This window comes from Halorubrum sp. DM2, assembly GCF_901686465.1.
Classification (GTDB): Archaea; Halobacteriota; Halobacteria; order Halobacteriales; family Haloferacaceae; genus Halorubrum.
Map to the genome: position 1 here is coordinate 3307993 of NZ_LR594487.1, position 19974 is coordinate 3327966.

Here is a 19974-nt window from a genome sequence, read left to right on the forward strand (position 1 = left end):
CTTCTAAGCAGTCCAGATTTAGAGATAACTGTTCATCTGCGGTTCAAATAGGGGACTACACGCGAAGATAAGTGAATTTATCTGGAAATCTGGGATAGATTGAAGTGAGCGACGCGAGAATCCCCGGCCGAGAACGATGGGAGGGGATCGACAGTCGGTGAAGACGTACGTGCCGGCGGAGCAAAAAGACGTGTGGCGCAACCACGCCGACGAGCTCGACATGTCGCTGAGCGAGTTCGTCAGAACGATGGTTCAGGCCGGTCGAAAGGGGTTCGCGCCGACCGAATCGTCCGGAGACGAGGAACCCGCTTCCGACCCGTCGGACCCCGGGGGTCGCGACCTCGAAACGCGCGTCCACGCGGTTCTCGAATCCGGCCCCCGATCGTGGGACGAACTCGTCGAGGCGGTCATCGGCGACGTGGAAGACGAGTTGGAGGCGACGCTCGACGACCTCCAAGCGCAGAACCGCGTCCGGTACAGCGGCCGGGACGGGGGGTACGTGTTGACCGATGAGTAGTACGCGCTCCGCACCCGAGCCCGACGACCCGATCGGGTACTTCCTCGAAGACCTCACGTACCACGGGAAGACCGACCGGACCCGAGAGGCGTACGAACGCGTCCTGCGGCGGTTCGAGTCCTTCCTCGACGACGTAGATCCGGGATCGGCGACGCACCGCGATTGTATGTCGTTCGTCCACTCGCTCCGGGGCGACGTCGCCGACAGCACCGTCGCTACGTACGCGGCGTACCTCAACCGGTTTTACGGGTACATGACGGAGGTCGGGGCGTTCGACGGGAACCCTATGACGCTGGTGATAGAGGAGATGGACGAGACCGTGGACAAAGACCCCGCCCGCCGGGACGTCTCGATTCCGGCGATGCGGTCGTTCGTCGCGGGCGTCCGCCATCCGCTCCACCGCGCGCTGTTCGTCACGCTCCTGAAGACCGGGATGCGGGTCGGAGAGCTGTGTAACCTCGATTTACGGGACGTGGCGATCACGGATTCGGAGCTCAACGCGGCGTACTCGCTCGGCGGGCGTCCAGCGCTGTCCGGTCGCCCCGACTCGCTGTTCGTGACCTCGGAGGCGGCCGTCGGCGAGGAGCTGAACGGCGAAATCCGTTCGGCCGCGAACAAGCGCAAGCGCGGGACGGTGATCCCGATCGACGACGAGTTGCGTCGGACGCTGAAGCGCTGGCTCGCGATCCGGCCGGACTCCCCGTCGCCCGCCGAACCGCTGTTCGTCGGCACCACGGAGGGGTGGGGCGAGCGGTTGGAGCCGCAGGCGGTCAGGCATGTGGTCGAGCGATACGCTCGGGAGGAGGGGTGGTACCGAACCGGCGGCGGAGCCGACGAGAACGTCACGCCCCACTACTTCCGGCACTTCTTCACCACCCACCTCCGGGACCGGACCGGCGACCGCGGCGTGGTGAAGTACCTCCGCGGCGACGTCGCGGACGACGTGATCGACACGTATACCCACAACTGGGGCGATCAGGTGCGCGAGACATACGAGGCGAACGTGTACCGACTGCTGGTGTAGTTCGGTCAAAGCGGATCCATTTCTGTCGCTCGTTCGACGATCAATTTGATTTGAGAACGAACGAGTAAATTGTATATCGCTATATTGAAGACTCATCCGGCAGCGGCGCGATAAGCGGTGAGGCAGAGGACACGCGGCCCCATCGGTTCACTGTCACTGTGCTTTTTTAGGGTAGCCGAAAAAACGACGGACTTATTTTGCTTTAGGGTAGCCTAAACAACGATGTCGCCTACGAGACGTACACTCCTGATGAGCGCGGCGGCGATCACAGCCGGAACGGCCGGCTGTAGCTCCCGTGACGGAGAGAGTAGTAGAGACGCACCCGGGTCGTCCGAGTCGGAAGGTGAGCCGGTACACACGGCGGTCGCCGCGGAGTGGAACGCGATGCGCGCTCGGCTGTGGGACGGGCTCGCACTCGGCGTCGCCGACGAGACGAGCGACGGGGCCGCCGTCGCGGAGGACGTGTTCGCCCGGTTCGAGGAGGCATCGGGGGAGTACGGCGCTCATGAGATGCTCGAAGCGACGAGCGAGTCGAACTACGCGGAATTCGAGGAGGCGCTCGGCGAACTCCGAACGGCCGGGCTCGGGGCGGGCAATATCGAACGCGCCCGCGAGGAAGCGAACATCGCCGACGCACAGCTGGCGGAGGCACAGGAAGCGGTCGCGGGGGAGACAACCGCGCAGGCCTTGGAACTACAGAACCTCGGAGGAACGGTTCGGAACGCCGCGTTCCTCGCTGCCTCCGGGAACTTCGGAGCGGCGCGCTCGGCGGCCGAGAACGCGCTGACCCGGTTTGAGGAGGCGACGGTCCACGATGTCCTCGAATCCGCGGACGCCGAGTCGTACGAGGCGTTCGAGGCCGGGGTCGAATCGGCCGTCTCGGCGGCAGAGTCGGAGGACGCCGACGCCGTCCGAACGGCGTCCACCGAGGCGTTTCGGGCGGCGATCGGCGGGAGCTACGCGATCGCTGCCGACGAGAACGCCGCCGGTGCGGGACACGTGGCGGCGCTTCAGGCGCAGGGGTGGGACGCGGCCGCGCTCGCGTCGCTCGGTGGTCCCTCGTCCGCGTTCGCGCACGCCGCGGGCCTGACGGTCTACAGGGACCGCGTGTACGACGCCCGCTGGCTCGCCGCTCGCGGCGAGACGGACCGGGCGGCGGCGGTCGTGAGCGACGTCTTCGCGCACTTCGAGGGGGCACGCGCGCACGAGGCGCTCGAAGCGGCGGACCATGAGGCGTACGAGGGGTTCGAGAGCGGCCTCTCGGATCTCCGGTCCGCGATCGAGGCCGGGAACTCGTCGGGGATCGACGAGGCGCTGGCGGCGGTAGATTCGAACCTCGTGGCCGGAATCGAGGCGCTCGCCGGCGCGAACGCGCCGCTTCTTGAGGCGGCGTTCTTCCGGGCGCGTTTCGACGACGCGCGTGAGCGATATCGGCGCGGACGGAACGACGAGGCCGCCTCGATCGCAGAGGGGCTGTTCGGTCGCTTCGAGGAGAACGAACTCGACTTCCACGAGACCGTCGAATCGACCGACGAGGAGCTCTATGCGCGGTTCGAGGAGGAACACCTCGCGGGGCTGATCGACGCCTTCGAGAACGCCGACGACGCGGCGGTCGCGACTCACCACGACGGCGTCCAGTCGACGCTCCTCGAGTTCGAGACGGCGGCCGGGACGAGGGCGACCGTGAGCGGTGCCGAGGGGACGTACATGGCGGCTCGGGGATTCGACGCCGCAGTCCTCGACGCCCTCGGCGACCCGGACCGGGCAGCGGCGATCGCGCAGACCGCCTTCGAACACTTCGAGGCCGGTGCCGGAGGGTACCACGAAGCCCTCGAAGCGGCCGACGAGGCGCTCTACGAGTCCTTCGAGGATCGACTCGGGGACATCTCGACGGCCGCGAACGACGGTGGGGACGTGTCGGAAGCCGCAAAGCGGTTCGGGGACGCGGCGCTCTCGTCGGTGTACGCCGTCGTCGAGAACGGCGGCGGGTCGCACGCGGACGCCGCCGCGGCGACCGTGGGTGACGCGTTCGCGCACTTCGAGGAGGCCCGCGTTCACGAACTGCTCGAAGACGCGGACCGCAACGCGTACCACACGTTCGAGGAGCGCCTCGACGCCTACGCGACCGCGCTGCGGGAGGACGGCGACATCGGCGAGGCCGCCGCGTCGTTCGCCGACGCCGCGCAGTACGCGCAGTTCGCGCTGGTCGACGCCGTTGAGGACCTCCCGCTCGACCTCGACCTCGCCGGGGCTGGCGGTGGCGGGTCCGAATCGGGCGATTCGGGAGGTAACTCGGACCTCAGCGGCGGGCCAAACGTCGTCGACGTGGTTCCGGACGACGCCGACCACGTCGTCGACATGGAAGCCGTCGCGTACGCACCGACGGAGCTCACGGTCTCGCAGGGGGACACCGTGGCGTGGCGACACGCCGCCGGCGAGCCGCACTCGGTGACAGCCTATCAGGAATCGATCCCGGAGGAAGCGTCGTACTGGGCGTCCGGCGGCTTCGATTCGGAGGAGGAGGCGAGGACCGGCTGGGATAACGGGGAGGGCGCAGTCCAGTCGGGCCAGTCGTACGTTCACACCTTCGAGACCGCGGGGACCCACGAGTACGTGTGTATCCCGCACGAGGCGGCCGGGATGGTCGGCGAAGTCGTCGTCGAGTGAGCGGGGGTCGCGCCCCGTGAGGGGACCGGCGAGGGACCCGTCGACCTCGACCTCGATATCGCGGAGTCGAGGCCGAGGGCCCTCGCGCAACACCGTGTCACTCATATGTCGCGACGACAGTGTGAAAACGACGATGGCGCTCCTCGAAGTGACCGCCGCCACCGGCCTCTTTGTCGTCGTTGGGACGGCGGTCACGGCCCTCCTCTGTATCGGGCCTCGACAGATGACACGGGCGATGACCGACGCCGACGACCGCGTCCGGGAGATCGCTCCCTACCTCGGAGCGGCGCTCGCGCTGCTCGCGGCCAAACAGGTCACGCAGGGGTATCGGCTCCGGCTGTCGCGCGCGCTCGACTGGAACATCACCGACGAGCTGTACGCGCTGGAAGGCGGATTCGTGGCGAGCCTTCAGCGCCTGACTCCGGACGCGACGCTGGAGTTCTTCACAGTGAGCTACATGGTCGGGTTCGCGTTCCTCCTCGTCGCCGCCCCGGTGACGTACTTCCTCTCCGAGACCGGCGGACGGCGGTACCTGAAGGAGCTGCTGGTCGCGTACATGCTGAACTACGCGGTCGGCACCGTCTGTTACACGCTGTTCATCTCGTACGGGCCGCGGAACTACCTGGAGGCGGTCTCCGGGCTGATGTACCAAGTCTACCCGCAGACGCAGGACCTCACCGCGGCGGTCGCGTCGAACACGAACGTGTTCCCGTCGCTTCACACCTCGCTGTCGGTGGCCGTCCTCGCCGTCGCGTGGCGATCGCGGCGGACCCACCCGCGGTGGACGCCCGTCGCCGCCGCGGTCGCGACCGCCGTGGTGTTCTCCACGATGTATCTGGGGATCCACTGGCTGACCGACGTCGTGGTCGGCGTCGCGCTCGGCGTCGGGTCGGTGTCCGCCGCGGTCCGGATCGTCGACCGCGCCGAGTCCGGATCGACTGCGGCTCATCCCGGCGGCGAACGCGGTGAACCCGCGAGACGGCCTGGCGACGACTGACGGGGCAAAACTGATCCCGCGAACGAGACCCGTCGAGTCAGCGGACACACTCAAGTGGCGACGTTCGGGATTACCCCGTATGGCTCGAACCGAACGCGTCGCGGACGCGCGGGCACACACCGGCGAGGGGCCGCTGTGGCACCCCGCGGAACGCCGACTCTACTGGGTCGACATCCCGGCGGGCGTGCTGTACCGGTACGACCCCGAGACGGGCGAGAACGCGGTCGCGTACGAGACAGGCGGTGCCCCCATCGGGGGGTATACGATCGAGTCCGACGGGGCGCTGCTTCTGTTCACCCACGGAGCGGTCGAACGCTTCGTTCCGGGGGAATCCGACACAGAGACCGTCCTCACGGTCGACGCGGCGGGCCGGTTCAACGACGTGATCGCGGACCCCGAGGGGCGGGTGTTCGCCGGGACGATGCCGACCGAGGGCACACTCGGCGACCTCTACCGGATCGACACGGACGGCTCGGCGCGCGTCGTCGTCGAGGGACTGGACATCCCGAACGGGATGGGCTTTTCCGGCGACGGCACGACGTTTTACCTCACCGAGTCGGAGGCGCGACGGATCGACGCGTTCGACTACGACTACGTCACCGGCGAGATAGCGAACCGCCGCGAATTCGTCGAGACACCGCCCGGAGACGGTGTTCCCGACGGTCTGACCGTCGACGCCGAGGACCACCTCTGGTCGGCTCGGTGGGACGGCGGGCGAGCCGTTCGCTACGACCCGAGTGGAAGGGCGGTGGCGGCGATCGGACTCCCGGCGCGGAAGGTCGCGTCCGTGACGTTCGCGGGTCCGTCGTGTGACGCGCTGTACCTCACGACCGCGCTCGCCGGCGGCGACAGGGAGCGCGAGGGCGACGGCGCGGGCGCGCTGTTCCGAGCGACCGGCCTACCTGCGAGCGGACGGGCCGAGTTTCGGTCCCGAATTGCGGTGGCGTAGCTACGAGCGTTCTCATCGAAACCGGGAGACGAGCGGCGCGTGCCGCCCAGGGAGTCACTCCTCGTCGAGCAGGCTCTCGACGAGCTCTTCGGGGTCGAACAGCGCGAGGTCGTCGTACCCCTGCCCGGTGCCGAGGAAGAGGATCGGCTTCCCGGTGACGTACGCGACCGAGATGGCCGCGCCGCCGGAGGAGTCGGCGTCCGCCTTCGTGAGAATTGCGCCGTCGATGGCGGCGGCGTCGTCGAACTCCTTCGCGCGGTTGACCGCGTCCTGCCCCGCGACTGCCTCGTCGACGAAGAGAGTCATGTCGGGGTCGACGACGCGGTCGATCTTCTCCAACTGGGCCATCAGGTCGTCGCTCGTGTGGAGCCGACCCGCGGTGTCGCCCAACACCACGTCGATGTCGTTCGCCTCGGCGTACTCGACGCCGTCGTAGATGACCGCCGCCGGGTCGCCGCCCTGGTCGTGGCTTATCAGGTCGCGGCCGAGCCGGTCGGCGTGCTCGCGGATCTGCTCGTTCGCGCCCGCGCGGTACGTGTCGCCGTTCGCGAGGACGGATGAGTAGCCGCGGTCGCCGAGCCACTCCGACAGCTTCGCGATGCTCGTCGTTTTCCCGACGCCGTTGACGCCGGTGAAGACGATGGTGACCGGCTTGTCGGCCTCGGCGATCCGCTCCTCGAAGTCGAACTGCCCGACCGCGATGACGTCGACGAGAGCGTCGTGAAGCGCCGCCTCGACGAGTTCGCCGGTCGTGTCGACCTGCTTGCGCGACTCGCCGAGCATGCTCTCGCGGACGGAATCGAGGATCTGCTCGGCGACGCTCATCTCCACGTCGCTTTCGAGCAGCGCCATCTCGAGGTTCCACAGCGGCTCCTCTAAGTCCTCCTCCTCGATGATGATCCGGCCGGTGGCGAACGCCTTGGCGCGCTGGAAGGTGCTCGGCTCGTCGTCCGACCCGGCCTCGTCGTCCGAGTCCGCTTCGGCACGGTCGGCAGCAGCGGCTTCAGGGGCGTCAGCCGCAGGTGCGCCGCTCTCGTCGGCCGCGTCGTTCTCGGCTGACGCGTCCGCCTCGGGAGGGGCTTCTTCCTCGGTCTCCGTCGACTCCTCGACGTCCTCTCGGAAGCCGGAGAGCTTGTCTTTCAGTCCGTCGAACACGGTCTGGGCCCTCGATTACTCTCCGTCTTCTTCCTGCGCCTGCATCTGCTGCATCTGCTGTTGTTGCATCTGCTGTTGCATCTGCTGGGCCTGCTGTTCGAGCTCGTCGCTCTCGGACTCCAGCTCGTCGACCTCCGCTTCCGTCTCCTCGATGCGCTCGTCGAGCGCCTCCTGTTTGCTTCGGAGCACGTCGATGGCGTCGTCCTGCTCCTGCTCCGCGGAGTAGTTGCCGCCGAGCGAGACGATGACCTCGTCGATGTCCTGAACCTCGGCGCGGAGGTACGCGCCGCCGCCGAGCGGGACCTGAACGGTCGCGCCCGTGTCGAGCGTCTCGATGGCTTCGACCGCGTCGTCGATGTCGGCCTGCTCCTCGCGGAGGTCGGCGATCTCGGCTTCGAGCTCTTCGATCTCCTCGTCGAGCGCCTGCAGCTCCTGCGAGAGCTGCTGGAGCTGCTGTTGTCCGCCGCCCATCATGCCGCGGACACCTCCTCGATCTCGATCTGGGTGCGCTTGCGGTTGTGCTGGCTCCCGACGTTGGTGTAGATCCGCTCGCGGGCGAGATCCTCGTTTTCCGCCTCGACGTCCTTCGTGAACGGCTGGAAGCCGTCTCGGCTCTGGAACCGTCCACTCACCGTGTAGGTACTCATGTTCCTCGATCCGGCAGGGACAGGGAAGTATCTTCCTAAAAAGGGACACGCGCGGTGTCGCCCCGAGCGAAACGGAGAGCGGCGGAAGAGGCGAGCGAGCGCGTCACCCCGAGAGGTCCGCGCGCCGGAACCGGACGACGGCGAGCACGACGAGGACGCCCGTCGCCGCGAGCAGCGTCGCCGCGCCCGTCAGGTCGTACTCGCCCAACACGAGGACCGCGGAGGGGTCGTAGTGCGCCGTCGGACTCGCGTCGCCGAGCGCCGCGAAGTCGGTGCTCGCGGCCACGGACTCGAACATGAACAGCCCGAACAGCGCGCCGAGCGCGACCCGCTGGGCGACGCCCGGCCGCGAGACGAGCGTCGACACGGCGATCCCGACCGCGACGCACGCGAGGTGGTACGGCACCGCGAGCGCGTGGACCGCGATCAGGCGTTCGACCGCGATCGTCTCGCCCACCGCGAGGACGCCGACGTACGCGACGACCGGCAGGACGAGGTTCAAGAGGGCGACGAGCGGGACCAGCCCCAGAAACCGCCCGATCACGACGTCGCGGCGCGCGACCGGCGCGGACAGCGTGAGGTCCATCCGGCCGGAGGCGACGTCGCCGGCGATCGTCCCCCCGGCGAGGTACGCGAGGTAGAGTCCGACCAGGAGCAGCCACGCGAACTGGTAGAACTCCACCGCGAGGAACCCCTCGATGGAGGAGATGGCGATGATCCCGAACGCCTCCCGGAACGCCGGCGGGAACGCCTCGACGTACGCGTCGAGGTCGATCCCCGCGGTCGACAGCGACGGGAAGAAGGCCAGAAACAGGAGGAGGAACGCGGAGAGGAGTCCGGTCGCCGCGAGCGATCCGCGGGCGCGGCCGGCGGCGTCGTACCGCGCGATCGCCAGCCACGGAGCCGGACGGTCGCTCACCGGCCGTCACCCCCAGAACCCGCAGCCGCGTCGCCGGGAGCCGGGTTCGAGGGCGCGTCGCCGCCGCGCGTCCCGGTACTTCGACTTCCGTTACCGCGTCCCCCGGCGCTTCGGCCCCCGTGGCCGCCCCCGGCGGGGCCCGGCACGTCGCCGTCGTAGAAGGTCATGAACGCCTCTTCGAGCGGGGCGTCGACGACGTCGAGGTCCAACACCGTGTACCCCGAGAGGAGGTCGATCAGCGCGTCGTACTCGCCGGTCCACGTGAACGAGACGGTCTCGCCGACGCGGAGGTTCATGACGCCGCGGCGCTCGAAGTCGGCGCGCGCGACGTCCTCGGCGACGCGGACGCGGACCTGCTTGCCGCCCCGCGACCGGAGGTCCGAGACGGACTCGACGGCGACGAGATGCCCCTCGCGCAGGACCCCCACGCGGTCACAGAGCGCGGCCACCTCGCCGAGGACGTGCGAGGAGAGGAGGACGCTCGCCCCGTCGTCGACGCGCTCGCGCACCAGGGCGGCGAACTCCTCTTGGAGCAGCGGGTCGAGTCCGGAGGTCGGCTCGTCGAGCAACAACAGATCCGGATCGTGCATGAACGCCGCCACGAGGGCCACCTTCTGGCGGTTCCCCCGCGAGAGGTCGCCGATGCGCCGCGACTCGTCGAGGCCGAACCGGTCGACGAGTCGGTTCCGGCTCGACTCGCCGCGGAGCGCCGCCTGATGATCGAGGAACGCCCCGGCGGTGCGGTCGCGGTCGAGTCCGGGGTCGCCGGGGAGGAATCCGATCCGCTCGCGGGCGCGACGCGATTCGACCGGGTCGGTGGCGTCGTGACCGAGCAGGGTCCCGCCGCCGCTCGTCGGCGACAGGAAGCCGAGCAGCGTGCGGATCGCGGTCGTCTTCCCCGCGCCATTTGGTCCGAGGAAGCCGAACACCTCGCCGTCCTCGACGGCGAAGGAGACGTCTTCGATCCCCCGCACGTCGCCGTAGTACTTCGTGAGACTCCGGCACTCGATAGCGGGCATACCGCACGCAACACCGTTGCGACTCTTAAATGTGCGAGTGGTTCGAAAACGAAGGCGGGAGCGTCGACGAACGGCTCAGTCGATGAAGCCGAGCGTCTCCTCGATCCGGCCCAGCTCCGGCCCGGTCGTATCCTCGCCGACGACGTATCCCTCGTCGGTGGCGACGAGGCCGGAGCCGACGAGCGGCGCGCCGTAGTTGACGGTGCCGAGGTCGGCGCGCACGTCGAGCGCCTCCTCGACCGCCTGAAGTTCCGATTCGGTCGACTGGGGGTGACAGAGCACGCCCGTGTTGTTGGCGACCGCCGCGGTGCCGACGGTGCGGACGCCGCCGAGGTCGCCGCGAGTGACGGGGACGTCGAGGGCGTCTTTGATCGTCTGGATCGACTCGCGCGAGAGGTCCGGGTGGACGTACGCGCCGTAGTCGTTCGCGAGGACGACGTTCCCGGCGGCGTTGATCTCGCCCGGCAGCTCGGACACCGGAACGCCGGCGACGTCCGCGATCCGGTCCTTCTCGCGCTCGGTCGCGCGCGAGGAGACGAGGATTCCCTCCTCGTTGCCCGTCGCGAGCGCGCCGACCGTGTTGGACCGGCCGACCGTCGTGAGCAGCGGCTCCGCGCCGAGTTCCGCGCCGAGATCGTCGGCGAGGTCCTCGTCGACATCGGGCCGGATCAACAGGAGGTCGTCGACCGCGCGGGCGAAGACGCCCACGTACGACGAGCCGGTGAAGGTCGCCCGTAACACGTTACTCCGCGTGCTCGGCCTCGACGACCGGCTCGCCGTCCTCGACGAACCGAGCCGCGCGGACCCGAACCGTGCTGGGCGGGTTCTGTCGCCCGTTCGACCAGACGGCCTCGTTGACGGACCCGTCGATGATCACGTCGTCCTCCTCGACGGAGAAGTGCTTCGCGAGGTGCTGGCGCGTGATCTTCATCGCGTAGTCGGCGCGCTGCTGGACGGGCTTGTCCTTGGCGTCGCGGAGCGGGACGGTGACGACGCGCTCCTCGAAGTCGTTCGTGGACATCTATTCGTCCAGGTCGTTCCGACGCCAGTTGCGCCGCTTGGGGTTTCGCGTCACGTTCATGTCCGTCTTCATCATGACCCACGCGGGGACGCGGGTGTTCTGGCGTTCCGCCTTCGCCAGACGCTTCTTTTGAGCCTTCGACTTGTCTCCCATAGTGGCGCACACTTTCCGCGGGTCGCATAAAACCCCTTCCATACGGGGTCGCGCGCGGACCGGAGTGATCGGCCCATGACCCCCCGTATCCGCTACAACTCCCGCTCCGCGAGCCCTGCGTATATCTCGTAACAGCGGTCGAGAACGTTTAGGCTCGCGCTCTCCGTGTCGGTGTGCGCCTCCCCCGGCTCGGAGGCCCCGCAGACGAGGCAGTCGGTCCCGGCCTGCGCGAGCCAGCCGGCGTCGGTCGCGTGCGGCTTCGTGACGTGTTCGGGGGCGTCGAGACCGCGCTCCTCGTGGACCGCGCGGGCGACGTCGAGGGCCGCGTCCGCGAACGCCGGGTCGCCGCAGGCCATCGGCGGGAGGTCCTGATCGACGACGAGTTCGACGCCCGGCGTCGCGTCCGCGACCCCGGTCAGGTCGGCGCGGTCGCCGGGGACCGTGCGCTCGTCGACAGTCGCCTCGCAGCGCTCAGGGATCACGTTCCACGTGTCGCCGCCCTCGACGATGGTGACCGCGAGCGACCCGGACACCTCGTTCCCGAGGACCGTCGCCCGCGGCACGTCGAGTCCGCGGACCGCGTCGATGGCGTCGCAGGCGCGGTAGATCGCGTTCTCGCCCGCCTCCGGCTCCGAGGCGTGGGCGGCCTCGCCGTGCGCGACGAGCCGCGACCCCCGGCGGCCGCGGTGGGCGACGACCATGTCGGTGACGCCCGGCTTCGAGTAGTTCGTCGACCCCTCCGCGACGACCGCCCGGCCCGGCGCGAACCCCGCGTCGATCGCGTGTCGCGCCCCCTCGCCGCCGACCTCCTCGCCGACGAACGAGGCGAATATCAGCTCCCGGCCCGGCGGCGGCGCGGCGTCCCGGAACGCGCACATTGCGGCCGCGACCGACCCCTTCATGTCGGCGGTGCCGCGGCCGTAGATCCGGCCGTCCCGCCGCTCGACGACGTACTCGCCGTCGAGTCCGTCGCCCGTCGTCTGTGCTTCCACGGGAGGGACCACGTCGTGGTGGCCGACCAAGGCGAGCGACTCCGCGTCGGGGTCGTCGGTCGCGCCCGCGAACGCGAGGACGTTGCCCGCGTCGTCGCGCTCGACCGTCGCGTCCGTCTCCGCGCGCAGCCACTCCTCGATGGCGTCGCCGGCGGCCGTCTCGTCCTCGTGGGAGGGGATCGAGACGAGCCGCTCGGTCAGGTCCGCGAGTTCGTCCATGGGGCTTCTGGAGACCGTCGCCGCATAAGCGCGTCCCTCGCGGCGACCCGGGACGGCCCGGGCGGACCGGCCGCGACCGAGTCACGTCGTGAACAGTTCGGTGTCGTCCGGCACCGCGAACAGCCCGAGCCTGACCCCGGCGTCGAGCCAGCCGTAGCCGTACGAGTAGGACGCGAGCGCGTTCACCGGGTCGCCGTCCTCGCGGAAGTGACGGCCGTCGTCGAGGTACGACTCGGCCATCTCCGTCACGTCCGCGGCGGCCTCGCCGAGCGGCGTGTCGGCCGGCGGCCGCGGCTCGGCGACCGCCAGCGCGTCCGCGAGCATCCGCTCGTAGCGGTCCGTCTTCTCCTGTAGATCGGCGGGCATACGCGAGTGTTCCGACGGGCGGTGAAAAGCGACCGGGTCGGTCGCGGCGCTCCGCGTGTTTTTATTTCTCTCGGCACCACAGACCCGATAGATGGCGTCCCCCACTCGCCCTCCGGCGGGGGGCCGGTCGGCCCTCGCGCTCGTGGTCGCGACCAACCTCCTTCCGCTCGCCGGCGTCGTCGCGTTCGGCTGGAACGTCGGCGAGCTGCTCGCGGTGTACTGGATCGAGGTCGCGGTCCTCGTGATCGCCCACGCCTGCGCGGCGATGTTCGCGGAGCGGCCGATCGATCTGTCTAACCGCTCGTTCTACATCACCGGCTACGACGAAGACACCGAGCGAGACGAGGTGTGGGAGAACGATCCCGAACCGATCCGGCTCACCTCGTGGGTGCCGCCGATCTACCGTCGGAACGCGCGGGTCGTTCGGCGGTCGCTCGGGGTCTTCGCCTTCCTCGCGTTCCCGCTCTTGCCGGTCGGGTTGGACGCGCTCTCGTATCTCACCCCCACCGTCGGGCTGGCGGCGCTCGGCGTCTGCGGCGCGCAGATCGCGGAGGTACGCCGGGAGTTCTTCGCGGAGCGCGCCTACGAGGAGCAGTCGCCGTACATGGTGGTCGAGGCCGCCCAACGGGTCGTCTTCTTTTATTTCAGCATCGGGATGCTGACGGTCGTCCCGGTCACCGTCGGAATATTCGCGATCGAGGCGGCTCTCCTTCCCGGGGCGCTTGACGCGATCGCCGCGGCGTTCGGCGTCGAGGTCCTCCTGCTCCCGTACCTCCTCCCGATCACGCTCGCCAAGGCCGTCGTCGAGTGGGGGCGACGGCGGGCCTTCCGCGAGGACGACCCCGAGGGCGTGGCGACGTGGTTCACCGGCGAGGACCCGCGGCGGGAGTGGAAGAAGCGGGAGGAGTCCGCCGACGACTGGTGATGCGAAGACGGGGAGCGCGGCCGGAGAAGCGCAACGCCGATACGCTCGGCCGCGAAACGGGGGTCCATGTACGAGGCCGTTCACGCCTACCCCGACGGGGAGGCGACCGTCTCCCGTCACGCCGCCACCGCCGCCCGACACGGCTACGACGGGATCGTGGTGCGGACGCGCGACGCGCTCGACGCCGCCGGATCCGATCGCGACGGCGGTGCGGAAGACGACGGTGACGGCCGCGAGAGCCCCGTTCGCGACCCGGTCGCGCTCAGCGAGGAGCACGGGATCGACGTCGTCGACGCGGTGGAGATCGACGCCGACGACCCGACGAGCGCCTCGGGCGCTGTCGGGAACTACCGCTCGGACAGGACCGTGGTCTGCGTCGTCGGCGGGGACGACGCCCTGAACCGGTTCGCGGTCGAACAGGCGCGCGTCGATGTCCTCGTCCGGCCGATGGCCGGCGGCGGCGACTTCAACCACGTCCTCGCGAAGGCCGCGCGCGACAACGGCGTCCACGTCGAGTTCGACTTCGGGCCGGCGCTCCGCGCCACCGGCGGGAAGCGTGTTCGAGCGCTCTCGGACCTCCGGAAGCTGCGCGAGATCGTCGCCCACTACGACGCGCCGTACGTCGTGAGCGCGAACGCCCGCTCGCACCTCCGGCTCCGGGCCCCCCGCGAGCTGGTCGCCGTCGGCGAGGCCGTCGGGTTCGACGCCGAGGCCGTCCGCGACGGGCTGCGGGCGTGGAGCGAGGTCGCCGAGCGGAACCGGGAGCGTCGCTCCGAGGGCTTCATAGAGCCGGGGGTCCGACGTGGCAGGTATGAAGAAGACGGTTGAGGAACACGCCGAGCGGTTCTCGGAGAAGGCGTCCGCGTACGACGACTCGAAGAGCGACGAGTACCACGCGTGCGCCGGGCTCGTGATCGACCGCGCCGCGCCGGAGTCGGACGACGTGGTCCTCGATCTGGGGGCCGGGACCGGAGCCATCGCGCTCGCGGTCGCCGAGGACGCCGAGCGCGTCCTCGCGCGAGACGTTAGCGAGGGGATGATGGAGGAGGGACGGCGGAAGGCCAAAGATCGCGGCCTCGACAACGTCGAGTTCGCGTACGGCGAGTTCCGCGACCCCGGACTGGAGTCGGACCAGCGGGTCGACGTCGTCACCTCGAACTTCGCGCTCCACCACCTCGCGGACGACGAGAAGCGCGAGGCGATCGGCGTGATGGCGGCGACGGGCGCGCGGCGGATCGTCCTCGGCGACGTGGCGTTCTTCGAGGAGCCGGACCCGGACGCGCCGTTCTACAGCCCCGAGGTCGACGACCCCGCGACGGTCGGGACGCTGGTCGAGGCGTTCACCGACGAGGGGTTCGCCGTGACCGCCGTCGAGCGCGTCCACGACCAGGTGGCGGTGATCGCCGCGGAGCGGCTCCGCGAGCGTCCGGCGTGACCCGGTTGCCATGAAGCACCTCCCGAAACACCTGCGGCCGCGGTGGCGGTACCTCGCGGTCGGGGTCGAGTCGTGGTCCGACGCCGAGATCGGTCGGCGCGCGTTCCAGCGCGCGCTGTGGTACAGCGCCGGCAACCTCCTCGGCGACGCGGGGAGCGCCGACGCCGACCTCACGCTGCTGTCGTTCTCGCACGCGGACGGGACGGGCGAGGCCGTCGTCCGCGTCAGACACGGCCACGTCGGCGACGCGCGCGCCGCGATCACCTGCGTGAGCGAGGTCGACGGCGAGCCGGTCGGAATCCTCGTCAGGGGGATTTCGGGGACGGTACGTGCCTGTGAGGAAAGATATATGGGTCGCGCGACCCCCAGTTCGACACAGCGAGACGTCGCGTTCGGGAGCGCCGAACGGCCCGCGGTCGTGCGCGGTGACGCGTGTGACCTGCGGGCCGAGTCGGGTCGCGTCGGCGCGACGACGTTCGACATCGAGTGATATCATGCAGGGCCAATCCCAACAACAGGCGTACGACCGCGGCATCACAATCTTCTCTCCGGACGGCCGACTCTATCAGGTCGAGTACGCCCGGGAGGCGGTGAAACGAGGGACGGCGAGCGTCGGGATCCGCGCCGAGGACGGGGTCGTCCTCGCGGCGGACAAGCGCGCCCGCTCCCCGCTGATGGAGCCGGAGAGCATCGAGAAGCTCCACAAGGCCGACGACCACGTCGGCGTCGCGAGCGCCGGCCACGTCGCCGACGCCCGCCAGCTCATCGACTTCGCGCGCCGGCAGGCGCAGATGAACCAGCTCCGGTACGGCGAGCCGGTCGGCATCGAGACGCTGACGAAGAACATCACCGACCACATCCAGCAGTACACGCAGGTCGGCGGCGCGCGCCCGTTCGGCGTCGCGCTCATCGTCGGCGGCATCGAGAACGGCGAGCCGCGCCTGTTCGAGACGGACCCGTCCGGCACCCCCTACGAGTGGCAGGCGCTGTCGATCGGCTCGGACCGCAGCGACCTCCGTGACTACCTCGAAGCGGAGTACGAGGAGGGCCTCACGGTCGACGACGCCGTCGGACTCGCGCTTGACACCCTCGCGCAGTCGAACGACGGCGAGCTGACGCCCGACGGCGTCGGCGTCGCGACGATCACCGTCGACGACGAGGAGTACACGGAGCGCCCCGTCGACGAGATCGAGGCGATCTTAGACGAGCGGGACCTCCTCCCGGCGGACGACGACGAGGCCGACGAGAGCGGCGACGGCGAGGACGGCGAGTCGGCGGGCGAAGAGTAACGACGCGGACGGCGGCGGGGAGTGCGCCACCCCCTTCCGATTTTCCTTCGGCGACTGCGCGGACCCCGAGCGACGCGGTCGGTCGGGAGAGTTATGCCGCCGGGGACCGACCGACGACGCGTGCAGAAGACGGTACTCATCACCGGCTGTTCCTCGGGTATCGGCCGCGCCGCGGCGCACGCCTTCCTCGACGAGGGGTGGACCGTGTACGCGACCGCGCGGAACCCCGCGGACGTCGAAGCGCTCGGCGAGGCGGGCTGTGAGCTCGCCACGCTCGACGTCACTGACCAGAACGATGTCGACCGCGTCGTCGATCGGATCTTAGACGAGGAGGGAGCGATCGACGCCCTGATCAACAACGCCGGCTACGGTCAGTTCGGTCCGATCGAGGACGTCACCACCGATCGGGTCCACGACCAGTTCGACGTGAACGTGTACGGGCCACACCGGCTGATCCGGGCGGTGCTGCCCGCGATGCGGCGCGAGCGCGACGGGACCATCGTCAACGTCTCGTCGGTCGCCGGGCGGGTGTCGATGCCCGGCGGCGGCGTGTACAGCGGGTCGAAGTTCGCCCTCGAAGCAATGTCCGACGCGCTGCGCAACGAGGTCGCGGACCTCGGTATTGACGTGGTCGTCGTCGAGCCCGGCCCGGTGAAGACGAACTTCTCGAAGCGCGCGGAGGAGGAGGCCGACCCCGAGGAGCGCGAGGGGATCGAACGGACGGACGCCTACGAGGAGTTCTACGCGATGTTCGAGGACGCGAAGGTGATTGGCGGCGACGGCCCGGGCGCTGTCGAACCGGAACTCGTCGCGAACGCCATCTACGACGCCGCGAGCGCGACGCAGCCGCCGGCCCGCGTCCAGCCCGGCACGGTCGCCCGCGTCGGCGTCCTCGCCCGGTTCCTCCCGGACGCGCTGTTGGACAAGGCGTACGGACTGGTGCGGAACTTCACCTCGTAGTCGGATCGGCGACGCGACGACCCCGCGCTCCGGTACCTCACTCCCCGAACTCGTCGGCGTCGACCGCGAACAGACTCTCCCCCTCTCGCCAGTCCCACCCCGGGAGCCTCGTCTGGAACCCCGCCGCGAGCGCCGCGTCGAGGTCGTCCGCGCCCGCGGTCCCCGCGCCTCTGCCGTCGCCCTCGGCCGTAGCGTCTCGGTCGACGTGGAGGTCCGCGAAATGAAACGTCGCCTGCGCGAGCAGCGAGAGGGGTCGCCCGCCCGCGACCGTCGCCGCGAGCTCTCGACCCAGCACCTCGTCGACGACGAAGCCGGGGTAATCGCCCGTCACGTCGAGGTCGCGCAGGAGCGCGACGCAGGCGGCGACGTTGACGGCGACCTCGCCGTCGGCGAAGACGGCGTCGACCTCGCGACGGTACGCCTCGGGCGACACCGCGTCGACGTCCGTCTCGAAGAGCCGGCCGAGCCGGTCGCGGGTGTCGTTGAGGATCGGGACGACCGCGTCGGCGCGGTCGCGGACCCAGGCGTGTTCGTCGCGGACCGTCTGCGGCGTGACGCGCATGGGCGCGGTTCGGCCGCCGGGGGCTTGCCCTTTGCGAAGGCTTTTATAACGGCGGGGCAGTAGCCTGAGTCAAGCGGGTTTTCGCTGGCTGTTCCCGCACGGAACACTACGGACAGTACTTCCACTATGCCTACCCGTCACGGTCGACCGATCGACGGCGAGTCGCGGCGCGGCGCGCGACGCGATTCGACGACGACGGCCTCGACGACCCGCAGTGAGATATGAGTCAAGTCGATAAGCAACTCGATACGTTGAAATCGGAGATCGAACAGGAAATTCCGAACGACATCACGGTCACAGATGTCAAATACGAGGGCCCGGAGCTGGTCGTGTACACGCGCGACCCCAAGGCGTTCGCCGGCGACGGCGACCTGATCCGGCGGCTCGCGTCGAAGCTTCGCAAGCGGATCACGGTCCGCCCGGACCCGAGCGCCCTCTCCCCGCCGGCGCGGGCCGAAGACGAGGTCCGCGAGGTGATCCCGGACGACGCGGGCGTGACCGACCTCGACTTCCACGAGGACACCGGCGAGGTCGTCATCGAGGCCGAGAAGCCCGGGATGGTGATCGGCCGCCGCGGCTCGACGCTCCGCGAGATCACACAGGAAGTCGGCTGGACCCCCGAGGTCGTTCGGACGCCGCCGATAGAGTCCTCCACCGTCTCGAACGTGCGCGGCTTCCTGAAAAACGAGCGCGAGGAGCGCCGCGACATCCTCGAACGCGTCGGTCGGCAGATCCACCGCGAGGAGATGTCCGACGACGAGTGGGTCCGGATCACGACGCTCGGCTGCTGCCGCGAGGTCGGCCGCGCGGCCTTTATTCTCAACACCGCCGAGACGCGGATCCTCATCGACTGCGGCGACAAGCCCGGTGCCGAGGGCGAGGTGCCGTACCTCCAAGTGCCGGAGGCGCTCGGCGCGGGCGCGCAGAACATCGACGCCGTCGTCCTCACGCACGCCCACCTCGACCACTCCGCACTGGTCCCGCTCCTCTTCAAGTACGGCTACGACGGCCCCATCTACACGACGGAGCCGACCCGCGACCTGATGGGCCTGCTCACCCTCGACTACCTCGACGTCGCGGCGAAGGACGGCAGGACGCCGCCGTACGAGTCCGCGCAGGTCCGCGACGCGATCAAACACACCATCCCGCTGGAGTACGGCGACGTGACCGACGTGGCCCCGGACGTGAAGCTCACGTTCCACAACGCGGGCCACATCCTCGGCAGCGCAGTCACGCACTTCCACATCGGCGACGGGCTCTACAACGTCGCGTTCTCGGGCGACATCCACTACGAGGACACCCGGCTGTTCAACGGGGCCGTCAACGACTTCCCGCGGGTCGAGACGCTCGTCTTGGAGTCCACCTACGGCGGCCGCAACGACTACCAGACCGATCAGGAGGACTCCGAGGAGGCGCTCAAGGAGGTCATCAACGAGACCTACGAGCAGGGCGGGAAAGTCGTCATTCCGGCGTTCGCCGTGGGGCGATCTCAGGAGATCATGCTCGTCTTGGAGGAGGCGATGCGGGAGGGAGAGATCCCGGAGATGCCGGTCCACCTCGACGGGATGATCTGGGAGGCGACCGCGATCCACACGACCTACCCCGAGTACCTCCGTGACGACCTCCGCGACCGCATCTTCCACGAGGACGAGAACCCGTTCCTCGCCGACCAGTTCAACCACATCGACGCCGGCGAGGACGAGCGACAGGACGTCGCCGACGGCGACCAGTGCATCATCGTCTCCACCTCCGGGATGATCGAGGGCGGCCCGATCATGTCGTGGCTCCGTCACATCGGCCCCGACCCGGACTCGAACCTCGTGTTCGTCGGCTACCAAGCGCAGGGGACGCTCGGCCGCCGGATCCAGAACGGCTGGGACGAGATCCCGGTCGACGGTTGGGGCGGCGGGAGCCGCGGCGACACGCTGACCCTCCAGATGGGGACGGAGGTCGTCGACGGCTTCTCCGGCCACGCCGACCGGCAGGGGTTAGAGAACTTCGTGAAGACGATGAACCCGCGCCCGGAGAAGGTGCTGTGCGTTCACGGCGACGAGAGCTCCGTTCAGGACCTCTCCTCGTCGCTGTACCACGACTACAACATGCGGACGTTCTCGCCGAAGAACTTAGAGACGTTCCGGTTCAAGTGAGTCCGCGGCCC

23 protein-coding genes are annotated in these 19974 nt (G+C 69.3%); 12 read left to right on the plus strand and 11 right to left on the minus strand.

What is annotated here, in order from left to right; all coding sequences use genetic code 11:
• Positions 1–136: 136 nt before the first annotated feature.
• The 5 genes from QOL69_RS16540 (at position 137) to QOL69_RS16560 (ending at position 6154) form a co-directional block, all read left to right on the plus strand.
• Positions 137–517: a DUF5805 domain-containing protein gene (locus tag QOL69_RS16540; protein WP_283404076.1), complete on the plus strand. Its 381-nt coding sequence runs from the start codon at positions 137–139 to the stop codon at positions 515–517.
• Positions 510–1541, plus strand: a complete 1032-nt coding sequence (locus QOL69_RS16545; RefSeq protein WP_048076626.1) for a tyrosine-type recombinase/integrase — start codon at positions 510–512, stop codon at positions 1539–1541. The genes QOL69_RS16540 and QOL69_RS16545 overlap by 8 nt, the downstream gene beginning before the upstream one ends.
• Positions 1542–1790: 249 nt before the next feature.
• Complete coding sequence (locus QOL69_RS16550; RefSeq protein WP_283404077.1) at positions 1791–4208, plus strand: DUF5059 domain-containing protein; 2418 nt, start codon at positions 1791–1793, stop codon at positions 4206–4208.
• A 133-nt stretch (positions 4209–4341) separates the two neighbouring features.
• Positions 4342–5205 carry a phosphatase PAP2 family protein gene (locus QOL69_RS16555; protein WP_283404078.1) on the plus strand — a complete coding sequence of 288 codons (864 nt, stop codon included), beginning with the start codon at positions 4342–4344 and terminating at the stop codon, positions 5203–5205.
• A gap of 79 nt (positions 5206–5284) precedes the next feature.
• A complete protein-coding gene (locus tag QOL69_RS16560; RefSeq protein WP_283404079.1) occupies positions 5285–6154 on the plus strand; it encodes an SMP-30/gluconolactonase/LRE family protein in 870 nt (289 codons plus the stop codon).
• 54 nt (positions 6155–6208) lie between these two features.
• Here QOL69_RS16560 and ftsY read toward each other — a convergent pair whose 3' ends face one another.
• From ftsY to QOL69_RS16610, 10 genes are all read right to left on the minus strand, one after another.
• Positions 6209–7309, minus strand: coding sequence for a signal recognition particle-docking protein FtsY (gene ftsY / locus QOL69_RS16565; protein WP_048076624.1), 1101 nt, complete (start codon positions 7307–7309; stop codon positions 6209–6211).
• 15 nt (positions 7310–7324) lie between these two features.
• Positions 7325–7780, minus strand: a complete 456-nt coding sequence (gene pfdA / locus QOL69_RS16570; protein ID WP_283404259.1) for a prefoldin subunit alpha — start codon at positions 7778–7780, stop codon at positions 7325–7327.
• Positions 7780–7956, minus strand: coding sequence for a 50S ribosomal protein L18Ae (gene rpl18a, locus QOL69_RS16575; RefSeq protein WP_006629917.1), 177 nt, complete (start codon positions 7954–7956; stop codon positions 7780–7782). Before rpl18a ends, pfdA begins: the two co-directional genes overlap by 1 nt.
• Before the next feature lie 103 nt (positions 7957–8059).
• Positions 8060–8875: an ABC transporter permease gene (locus tag QOL69_RS16580; protein ID WP_283404080.1), complete on the minus strand. Its 816-nt coding sequence runs from the start codon at positions 8873–8875 to the stop codon at positions 8060–8062.
• Positions 8872–9894 (minus strand): ABC transporter ATP-binding protein, encoded by a 1023-nt coding sequence (locus tag QOL69_RS16585; RefSeq protein WP_283404081.1) that lies wholly within the window; start codon positions 9892–9894, stop codon positions 8872–8874. The genes QOL69_RS16580 and QOL69_RS16585 overlap by 4 nt, the downstream gene beginning before the upstream one ends.
• 75 nt (positions 9895–9969) lie before the next feature.
• Entirely contained in the window at positions 9970–10635 is a 666-nt protein-coding gene (locus QOL69_RS16590; protein ID WP_048076618.1) for a translation initiation factor IF-6, read from the minus strand.
• 1 nt (position 10636) lies between these two features.
• Positions 10637–10915, minus strand: a complete 279-nt coding sequence (locus QOL69_RS16595; protein WP_048076617.1) for a 50S ribosomal protein L31e — start codon at positions 10913–10915, stop codon at positions 10637–10639.
• On the minus strand, positions 10916–11068 hold the full coding sequence (locus tag QOL69_RS16600; protein WP_004050128.1) for a 50S ribosomal protein L39e: 153 nt from the start codon (positions 11066–11068) through the stop codon (positions 10916–10918).
• A gap of 92 nt (positions 11069–11160) precedes the next feature.
• Positions 11161–12279, minus strand: coding sequence for a M20 family metallopeptidase (locus tag QOL69_RS16605; RefSeq protein ID WP_283404082.1), 1119 nt, complete (start codon positions 12277–12279; stop codon positions 11161–11163).
• 81 nt (positions 12280–12360) lie between these two features.
• The gene (locus QOL69_RS16610; RefSeq protein ID WP_006629923.1) at positions 12361–12645 is read right to left on the minus strand and encodes a DUF357 domain-containing protein; all 285 of its coding nucleotides are present in this window, start codon (positions 12643–12645) and stop codon (positions 12361–12363) included.
• A 91-nt stretch (positions 12646–12736) separates the two neighbouring features.
• On the opposite strand from QOL69_RS16610, the gene QOL69_RS16615 reads away from it, so the two are divergent.
• From QOL69_RS16615 to QOL69_RS16640, 6 genes are all read left to right on the plus strand, one after another.
• Positions 12737–13570: a DUF6498-containing protein gene (locus QOL69_RS16615; RefSeq protein WP_283404083.1), complete on the plus strand. Its 834-nt coding sequence runs from the start codon at positions 12737–12739 to the stop codon at positions 13568–13570.
• Between the two features lie 66 nt (positions 13571–13636).
• Positions 13637–14398: an RNase P subunit p30 family protein gene (locus QOL69_RS16620; RefSeq protein WP_283404084.1), complete on the plus strand. Its 762-nt coding sequence runs from the start codon at positions 13637–13639 to the stop codon at positions 14396–14398.
• Positions 14382–15005, plus strand: coding sequence for a class I SAM-dependent methyltransferase (locus QOL69_RS16625; protein ID WP_283404085.1), 624 nt, complete (start codon positions 14382–14384; stop codon positions 15003–15005). The genes QOL69_RS16620 and QOL69_RS16625 overlap by 17 nt, the downstream gene beginning before the upstream one ends.
• Positions 15006–15015: 10 nt before the next feature.
• Positions 15016–15495, plus strand: coding sequence for an Rpp14/Pop5 family protein (locus QOL69_RS16630; RefSeq protein ID WP_283404086.1), 480 nt, complete (start codon positions 15016–15018; stop codon positions 15493–15495).
• Between the two features lie 4 nt (positions 15496–15499).
• Entirely contained in the window at positions 15500–16294 is a 795-nt protein-coding gene (gene psmA, locus QOL69_RS16635; RefSeq protein ID WP_283404087.1) for an archaeal proteasome endopeptidase complex subunit alpha, read from the plus strand.
• A 93-nt stretch (positions 16295–16387) separates the two neighbouring features.
• On the plus strand, positions 16388–17254 hold the full coding sequence (locus tag QOL69_RS16640; protein ID WP_283404088.1) for an SDR family oxidoreductase: 867 nt from the start codon (positions 16388–16390) through the stop codon (positions 17252–17254).
• Between the two features lie 37 nt (positions 17255–17291).
• Here QOL69_RS16640 and QOL69_RS16645 read toward each other — a convergent pair whose 3' ends face one another.
• On the minus strand, positions 17292–17816 hold the full coding sequence (locus QOL69_RS16645) for a DUF7984 family protein (protein WP_283404089.1): 525 nt from the start codon (positions 17814–17816) through the stop codon (positions 17292–17294).
• A gap of 221 nt (positions 17817–18037) precedes the next feature.
• On the opposite strand from QOL69_RS16645, the gene QOL69_RS16650 reads away from it, so the two are divergent.
• Positions 18038–19963 carry a beta-CASP ribonuclease aCPSF1 gene (locus QOL69_RS16650; protein ID WP_048076613.1) on the plus strand — a complete coding sequence of 642 codons (1926 nt, stop codon included), beginning with the start codon at positions 18038–18040 and terminating at the stop codon, positions 19961–19963.
• The last annotated feature ends 11 nt before the right edge of the window (positions 19964–19974 follow it).